General features: G+C 51.3%; 4 protein-coding genes. 3 read left to right on the plus strand and 1 reads right to left on the minus strand.

Annotated elements, in window-relative coordinates; translation table 11 throughout:
• Window positions 1-125 precede the first annotated feature (125 nt).
• The 3 genes from ABF463_RS06325 (at window position 126) to ABF463_RS06335 (ending at window position 7,704) form a co-directional block, all read left to right on the plus strand.
• Window positions 126-1,970 (plus strand): NAD(P)-binding protein, encoded by a 1,845-nt coding sequence (locus tag ABF463_RS06325; RefSeq protein ID WP_415532721.1) that lies wholly within the window; start codon window positions 126-128, stop codon window positions 1,968-1,970.
• Complete coding sequence (locus tag ABF463_RS06330; protein ID WP_415532722.1) at window positions 1,964-3,718, plus strand: [FeFe] hydrogenase, group A; 1,755 nt, start codon at window positions 1,964-1,966, stop codon at window positions 3,716-3,718. Before ABF463_RS06325 ends, ABF463_RS06330 begins: the two co-directional genes overlap by 7 nt.
• A gap of 560 nt (window positions 3,719-4,278) precedes the next feature.
• Window positions 4,279-7,704 (plus strand): pyruvate carboxylase, encoded by a 3,426-nt coding sequence (locus tag ABF463_RS06335; protein WP_415532726.1) that lies wholly within the window; start codon window positions 4,279-4,281, stop codon window positions 7,702-7,704.
• Window positions 7,705-8,061: 357 nt separating this feature from the next.
• Here the strand turns inward: ABF463_RS06335 and ABF463_RS06340 are convergent, their stop codons facing one another.
• Window positions 8,062-8,640 (minus strand): NADPH-dependent FMN reductase, encoded by a 579-nt coding sequence (locus ABF463_RS06340; RefSeq protein WP_415532723.1) that lies wholly within the window; start codon window positions 8,638-8,640, stop codon window positions 8,062-8,064.
• Between the last annotated feature and the right edge of the window lie 35 nt (window positions 8,641-8,675).

Consider the following 8,675-nt stretch of genomic DNA (forward strand, 5'->3'; position numbering starts at 1 on the left):
AGGGCTGATGGATTGGATGTGTTTGGTGTTTGCATATCTGCAAAAACGTGATACTATATAAACAGGATTGTTAATTATTCATATTTTTTATCGCAGAATGTGGAAATTTGATGGAGGCATGTTCGATGAGCAGATTGGAAATCCTCACGCCGGATCACGCACAGACGACTGTCGAAAACCTTTACCGGGACTTGGAACGTCGGATTGTCGCCAGCCCGCCGGGTCTTTGTCCCGTGGATATGGCTGCATCTTTTTTAAAATTTTGCAGGGCGCAGACCTGCGGAAAATGCGTCCCCTGCCGTGTGGGACTGGCGCAATTGGAAATCCTGCTGGAGGATGTGCTGAATCAACGTGCGGATATGAAGACCTTGGATCTGATTGAACGTACCGCACGGGTCGTCAGCGCCTCGGCGGATTGTGCCATTGGGTGGGAAGCCGCCAATATGGTCTTACAGGGCGTAAAAGGGTTTAGGGACGACTATGTTGAACATATCACGCACGGCAGATGCACCTGCGGGCTGGATCAACCTGTGCCATGTGTGGCGTTGTGTCCCGCAGGCGTGGATATTCCCGGTTATGTGGCGCTTGTGAAGGCTGGGCGCTATGCCGATGCTGTGCGTCTGATTCGCAATGACAATCCGTTTCCCACCGCCTGCGGGTTTGTATGTGAGCATCCCTGCGAAGCGCGGTGCCGGCGGAATATGGTGGATGCATCGGTCAATATACGGGGACTCAAGCGGTTCGCAGTCGACCATGCGGGAAAAGTGCCTGCACCTGTCTGCGCACCGGCAACAGGAAAACGCGTAGCGGTCGTGGGCGGCGGCCCCGGTGGGCTGAGTGCGGCATACTATCTGTCTCTGATGGGGCACAGCGTGACCATTTATGAAAAGCAGCCGCATCTGGGCGGTATGCTGCGGTATGGCATCCCCAGTTATCGGCTGCCGCGTGAGCGGTTGCAGGATGATATTGATGTGATCCTGTCCACAGGAATACAGGTGCAGACAGACGTGACGATTGGAGAAAACCAATCGGTCAAAGATCTGGCAAAGGAATACGATGCCGTTTTCCTCGCCATCGGTGCGCACGCCAATCGCGCGCTTGGCATTGAAGGGGAGGACAGCCAGGGAGTGGTGTCCGCCGTGGCGATGCTCCGCGATATCGGCAATGAGAAATACCCCGATTTCCATGGGAAAAAGGTGGTAGTCATTGGGGGCGGCAATGTGGCGATGGATGCGGCACGGTCTGCTTTCCGGCTTGGCGCGAAAGCGGTTGATATCGTATATCGCCGCCGTCAGGACGATATGACAGCGCAACAGGAAGAAGTTGTGGGTGCTGTCGGTGAGGGCTGCGAGGTTTTGGAATTGCAGGTGCCGGTGCGCATAGAGGCGGACGCGGACGGCCATGTCGCGGCTTTGTGGGTGCAGCCGCAGATCATTGGCAAGATCGACGCGGGGGGCAGACCGCGCCCTGCCGACGCTAAAATGGAGGGGAAGAGGATTGCTTGTGATCTGATCGTGGTGGCGGTCGGCCAGCGTATCGATTACCGCCCGTTTGAAGAATGCGGCGTCCCCGTGCATAAGGGCACAATTCAAGCAAACACCACCGGTCGTGTGGCGGCCATTCAGGAAACTGCCGGGCTGTTTGCCGGCGGAGACTGCGTAAGCGGGCCATCCACGGTCGTCAAAGCCATCGCGGCAGGCAAAGTGGCTGCGGCAAATATCGACAATTATCTTGGGTTTAACCATGAGATTGTTTCAGACGTAGAAATTCCATCCGCGTGTTTGGATGACCGTCTGCCATGCGGCAGAGTCAACATGACCGAACGCGAGGCCGCAAAACGGAAAAATGATTTTGATTTGATGGAGAATGGGATGACGGCACAGGAGGCGGCGCAGGAATCGTCGCGCTGCCTGCGCTGTGACCATTTTGGCTTTGGGGTATTCAAAGGCGGGAGGCGTGTAAAATGGTAAATGTTACGATCAATGGGATTGCTGTTCAGGCCAGTGAGGGAGATACCATTCTGGAGGCCGCATCTTCCGCCGATATCCATATTCCCACGCTGTGCTATCTAAAAGGAATCAATGAAATCGGTGCGTGCAGGGTCTGTGTGGTGGAAATACAAGGGATTGACAAACTGGTGACGGCCTGCGAAAACCGGGTGAGCGAAGGCATGGTCATCCACACGAACAGCCCGCGTGTACGTGAGGCGCGGCGCACCAATGTGGAGTTGATTTTGTCGCAGCACGACAGTTATTGTGCGAGTTGTGTGCGCAGCGGTAACTGTCATTTGCAGACGTTATCCAACGATCTGGGGATTTTGGATCTGCCGTACCGGCGCACATTGCCGGTTTCCAAATGGAACGCGGATTTTCCGTTGATCCGCGATTTTTCTAAATGTATCAAATGTATGCGTTGTATTCAAGTCTGTGATAAAATACAGAGCGTACATATTTGGGACGTCGCCAATACGGGTTCCCGCACTACGGTGGATGTTTCCGGCAACCGCACAATTGAGGAGTCCGACTGCGCACTGTGCGGGCAATGCATCACGCACTGCCCGGTGGGGGCTCTGCGAGAACGGGATGATACGGACAAAGCCTTTGCCGCACTTGCTGACCCCGAAAAAATCACCGTGGTGCAGATTGCACCCGCTGTCCGCGCGGCGTGGGGGGAGTCCTTGGGACTGCCGCGCGAGAAAGCGACTGCCAAGCGTCTGGTCGCCGCTTTGCGGGAAATGGGGTTTAAGTATATCTTCGACACCACGTTCGGCGCCGATCTCACCATTATGGAGGAAGCCAGTGAATTCCTCGAAAAACTGAAAAATAAGGAAAACGAATCGTTTCCGATGTTTACATCCTGCTGCCCGGGCTGGGTGCGCTTTGTAAAGTCCCAGTACCCGGATATGGTGGGTCAACTTTCCACTTCCAAGTCCCCGCAGCAAATGTTTGGCGCAATTGCCAAAAGCTATTACGCCGATTTGCTGCATGTGGAGCCCTCGCGCATCTGCTCTATTTCCATCATGCCGTGTTTGGCGAAAAAACAGGAATGCACGCTGCCCACGATGGATGCAGCCGGGGCGGGGCAGGATGTGGATATCGTGCTGACCACGCGCGAGGTTGACCGCATGATTCGGGCAGAACATATCCGCGCGGAAGAATTGCCGGAAAGCGATTTTGATTTGCCGCTGGGTGTGGGGAGCGGTGCGGGCGTCATTTTCGGCGCCACGGGCGGCGTCATGGAAGCCGCCCTGCGCACTGCCTGTTATTTGGCTACCGGGGAAAACCCGGAACCCGACGCGTTTCGTACGGTGCGTGGCATGGACGGTTGGAAAGAAGCCACCTTTACGATTGCGGGCATTCCGTTGAAAGTTGCTGTCGCCAGCGGTTTGGGTAACACCCGCAAACTGCTGGAGGCGCTGCAAACGGGCAGGGTATCCTACGATTTTGTAGAGATCATGGCATGTCCCGGCGGCTGCGCCGGCGGTGGGGGACAGCCAATTGGAGAAGGGCAGGAGCGCGGGGAAGTGCGCGCCGCGTCGCTTTATGGATTGGATCGGGTAAACCATTTGCGATTCTCTCATGAAAACCCGTCAATTGTGCAGGTTTACGATGCGTATTTGAAAAAACCGCTCGCAAAGCGTGCGCATGAGCTGCTGCATACCAAACATGACACATGGGAGATGCCTATAGGGTCCTCTCCGAACATTTCTGAAAAATAGAACGGGAACGATAGAAATCCATTGCATTTAACGCCATCAAGCAGGAAATCCTGCCTGATGGCGTTGTTTTTGTGCACTGCATCGTATCAGCAGATGGTTAAAAATCAGTGGAACAATGCGCTATCATTTTGGTAAATCCTAACGCGTGAGGTATTGTATATTTGATCTCCGGTTTGCATTTGGTGCAAAAACTCGAAATGCATTTTTGAAATTATTTAATTGCATTTATGTAAAATTTCAAACATCGTTGACAGAGGAAACAGCAGGGGGTATAATAAATATTGCTTAACCCGTTACAGGCGAAAATGCGCTGTATAAGCCTTGTTGTTGATTTTTGTGGCGATGTGGGGTCGTTATACGCAATCAGACGTAAAAATGCAATCTAGCATCAGTTATAATGCAACAAATTCGGTTTTTTGAGTTTGGAAACGGGCTTTCAGGAAAGAAAACCATGCCGGTCGCAAGTACATGAGTTGTTGTACATAGGCAGGTTCCCAGTGGTTTTCTAACTGCGATATCAAACGGAGCGCATGGTTGCAAAAGCCAGAATGGAGTATATGATGATTCAAAGAAGAATTGAAAAGGTTTTGGTCGCAAACCGCGGCGAAATTGCCATTCGTATTTTCAGGGCATGTTACGACATGGATCTTAGGACAGTGGCCATCTACTCAAAAGAGGATGTCTTCAATCTGTTCCGAACCAAAGCGGACGAGGCTTATATGCTCGATGAGAACAAAAGCCCGCTCGCCGCGTATCTGGACATCAATTACATCATCAACCTTGCCAAGCGCAAGGGGGCGGACGCCATTCATCCGGGATATGGGTTCCTTTCTGAAAATGCCGATTTTGCCAAAGCCTGCGAGGAAAACGGCATTGTTTTCATCGGTCCTCCGTCTGACGTGCTTGCAAAAATGGGCAGCAAACTCAATGCAAAAGCCCTTGCGGCCAGCTGTGATGTGCCGGTTGTTCCGGGAAGCACCGAGAAGATCGTAGACCTTGCGGACGCTTTGCAGCGGGCGGACAGCTACGGTTATCCGGTGTTGCTGAAAGCGGCGGCAGGCGGCGGCGGGCGCGGGATGCGCCGGGTCGACAATGCCGGGGAGATGGGTATTGCGCTCGACATGGTCCGCAGCGAGGCTGAAAAGGCATTCGGGGACGATTCCATTTTCATGGAGAAGTTTCTGGTCAACCCAAAACATATCGAGGTGCAGATTCTTGCCGACGAGTATGGCAACATTGTGCATCTTTTTGAACGGGACTGTTCACTGCAAAGGCGCTATCAGAAAGTGATCGAGTTTGCTCCGGCCTTCTCGATTTCGGACGAGACACGCCAAAGGCTCTATGAGGATGCTGTCAAGATTGCAAAGACAGCCCATTATGTCAATGCCGGAACCGTAGAATTTTTGGTGGATCAAACTGGAAAGCACTATTTTATTGAAATGAACCCGCGTATTCAGGTCGAGCATACCGTCACGGAGATGATTACGGGTATCGACCTTGTCCGGGCGCAGATTCTAATTGCGCAGGGTTTTCCGCTTTCTTCCCCAGAGATCGGCATTGCGTCACAGGATTCCGTGAAAATGAGCGGCTACGCCATCCAATCCAGGGTTACGACGGAAGATCCCCGGAACAATTTTGCACCCGATTCTGGGAAAATTACCACTTACCGCAGCGGCGGTGGGTTTGGGGTTCGTCTGGACGCCGGGAACGCTTTTGCGGGTGCTGAAGTCTCTCCCTATTACGACAGTCTGCTTGTGAAAATCACAACATATGACAGAACCTTTGAGAACACCATCCGTAAAGCGCTTCGCGCCATTACCGAGATTCATATCCATGGCGTGAAAACCAACATGGGTTTTTTGTGCAACATTTTGAGTCATCCGGTTTTCAAAACAGGTAAATGTCATACCAAATTTATTGACGAGACCCCGGAACTCTTTGAGTTTGAGGACCCGAAGAACCGGGCGACTAAGCTGCTGAAATACATCGGTGCGCTGATTGTTAACGAAAAGAAAGAACTCAAAAGGCCCTGTGACAAACCACGCATTCCGTCCATTTTGGCAGAAGAGCCGCCAAAAGGTCTGAAGCAACTGCTGGATCGTGAGGGACCGGAAGGTTTCAAAAAATATGTGCTTGACCAGAAAAAACTGCTGATTTGCGATACAACGCTTCGTGACGCACATCAGTCCTTGCTGGCGACCCGGATGCGCACAAGGGATATGGTCAATATTGCACAGCCCATGTCCCATGCGCTGTCGGATTTGTTTTCTGTGGAAATGTGGGGCGGCGCGACATTTGACGTTGCCTATCGATTCCTCCATGAATCACCGTGGGAGCGCCTGCGTCAATTGCGTGAACGCATTCCCAACATTCCGTTTCAGATGCTTCTGCGCGGTTCCAATGCCGTGGGATATACCAACTATCCGGATAATCTCATCCGCGAATTTATCCGGGAAGCGGCTAAGGGCGGCATTGATATTTTTAGAATATTTGATTCGCTCAACTGGCTTCCGGGTATGGAGATTGCACTTGATGAAGTTATCAAGTGCGGCAAGGTGGCCGAAGGGACCATTTGCTATACCGGGGATATACTGGACCCGCGCCAAAAGAAATATACGCTGGATTATTACGTCCGCATGGCCAAAGAGTTGGAAAAACGCGGTGCACACATTCTTTGCATCAAGGATATGTCGGGGCTGCTCAAACCGTATGCCGCTCGCCAATTGGTTTCCGCGCTGAAAAGTGAAATCGGTATTCCCGTGCAGCTGCACACGCATGACACCAGCGGCAATCAGGTTGCCACTTTGCTGATGGCAGCTGAGGCGGGTGTGGATGTTGTAGATACCGCTATTGCGAGCATGTCCTCGCTCACCAGCCAGCCGTCGATGAACGCGATAGTTGCGGCGCTCGAGCGGCAGGAGCGTGATACCGGGCTGGATCTTGACAAACTGGAGCCGCTCAAGGATTACTGGCATGATGTGCGCAAAAGTTACTATATGTTTGAAACCGGGCGCAATTATCCTGATACGGATATCTACAAATATGAGATACCCGGCGGACAGCTGACCAACCTCAAAAACCAGGTTGAAAACATTGGGCTGGGGACACGGTTTGAGGAAGTCAAGACAAAATATAAAGAGGCCAATAATATTCTGGGCGACATCGTCAAGGTCACACCTTCGTCCAAGGTTGTGGGCGACCTGTCTATCTTTATGGTGCAGAACGACTTGACGGCAGACAATATTGTGGAACGGGGTAAACGGCTTACATTCCCCGATTCGGTAGTGTCTTATTTCAAAGGAATGATTGGGCAGCCGGCGTGGGGCTTCCCGAAGGATCTTCAAGAGGTCGTTCTGAAAGGCGAAAAACCAATTACCTGCCGGCCTGGTGAACTGCTTAAACCGGTGGATTTTGACCAAGTGAAACAGAATATCATCAAATATGAGCCGAATCCTTCCATGCAGGATCTGGTGAGTTGGTGCCTGTATCCGAAGGTGCTGGAGGATTACTGTAAGCGCCGCCAGGAATACGGCGATATCAGCCGCATGGAAAGTCATGTTTTCTTCATGGGGATGGAACCCGGCGAAATGACGGAACTCTCCATTGAAGAAGGAAAAATGCTGATCATTAAGTATGTCGGGCTGGGCGAAATGAACAGCGACGGCACGCAGAACGTGGTTTTTGAACTCAACGGCGCCCGCCGCGAGGTGGCCGTGCGGAACAATGCCAAAGTGGCCCAGTCGAGCGTCACGATGGCGGATACGGACGATCAGGCCCAAATTGGTGCAAGCATCCCCGGGGCTGTCAGCAAAGTGTTGGTGAAAGCCGGCGAGGAAGTTAAGAAAAACCAAGTGCTTGCGATCATCGAAGCAATGAAAATGGAGACCAGCGTGGTGTCCAATATGGACGGCCTAATCGATAAAGTATTTATCACCGAAGGCAAACCGGTTGAAGCTGGGGAACTGCTTTTTACCATGAAAGAATAAAGAAATCCGGTTCTTGGTTAGTAGAAAGGGCTGTTGCAAAACGAAAGTTGGGCAACAGCCCTTTCACATTTCTGGTTGTTGGTTTATACGTTTACTTCCCTATGGACCGTGCTCATTTCATGCGGCATTATTTCCGTGGTTGACACGGTTCTACAGATTAAGGCCCATACCGAGGGCAATTATGATAACCTCCAGGTGTACCCATAGCGGAACCGATAAAGCGCATAGGGCGGTACCTCCACAGTGGTTTTGATGTGATGGCATACGAAAGCCCGTTCAAAAAATTCCGAACGGGCGGTAAGTGATAACATATAATTATGAATAAACACTGATTTTTTTTGACGCAAAAATGTAATGCTATTCCGGTTCCTTTTTCAGCAAATTAACAAATTCAGAGGATACTGCCTGCAACGATTTCCGATAACGCGCAAACGCTGTGTCGATATCTTGAAACTGACCCTGCGCGTCAAACATTTCTTTGCCGATGTCGAAAGACGGGTTCGTGGCCATATTATACATATTTAGACCTTGTGTTACCAATTTAATCCCCAATGCTGCTTGAAAACCGCCGTGTGCCCCATAACACATAATACTTACCGGTTTACCTGCCCACTCATCATACAGATAATCCAGAGCGTTTTTCAGTACAGCAGGATATCCCCAATTATATTGCGGAAGCAGTAACACAAAACCGGCATAGCTGCTAATTTGTTTGCTCCACCTTTTGGTATGTTCTTTTTGGTAGTTATGCACTGCCGGTAGCTCTGGTTCATCCAGGAACGGAAGGTTGATTTCCTCCAAATCAATCAAATCAATTGTCAGGTTGTCGTGCTGCATTGTTTGCCGCACCCATTCACCAATTGTTCGGCAGATGCGGCCGGGCCGATTGCTGCCTAAAATAATTCCAATCCTGATCGATAAATTTTCCGTAGGCATATCATTGCCTCCTTTTCTTTTCCAGATTGTAGTTT

It is taken from the genome of Ethanoligenens sp. (assembly GCF_047718355.1).
In the GTDB taxonomy this organism is placed as follows: Bacteria; Bacillota; Clostridia; order Oscillospirales; family Ethanoligenentaceae; genus Ethanoligenens.

Coding starts and splice junctions, on each gene's coding strand:
- ABF463_RS06335 (WP_415532726.1), top strand. CDS start 4,279: ATGATTCAAAGAAGAATTGAAAAGGTTTTGGTCGCAAACCGCGGCGAA.
- ABF463_RS06325 (WP_415532721.1), top strand. CDS start 126: ATGAGCAGATTGGAAATCCTCACGCCGGATCACGCACAGACGACTGTC.
- ABF463_RS06340 (WP_415532723.1), bottom strand. CDS start 8,640: ATGCCTACGGAAAATTTATCGATCAGGATTGGAATTATTTTAGGCAGC.
- ABF463_RS06330 (WP_415532722.1), top strand. CDS start 1,964: ATGGTAAATGTTACGATCAATGGGATTGCTGTTCAGGCCAGTGAGGGA.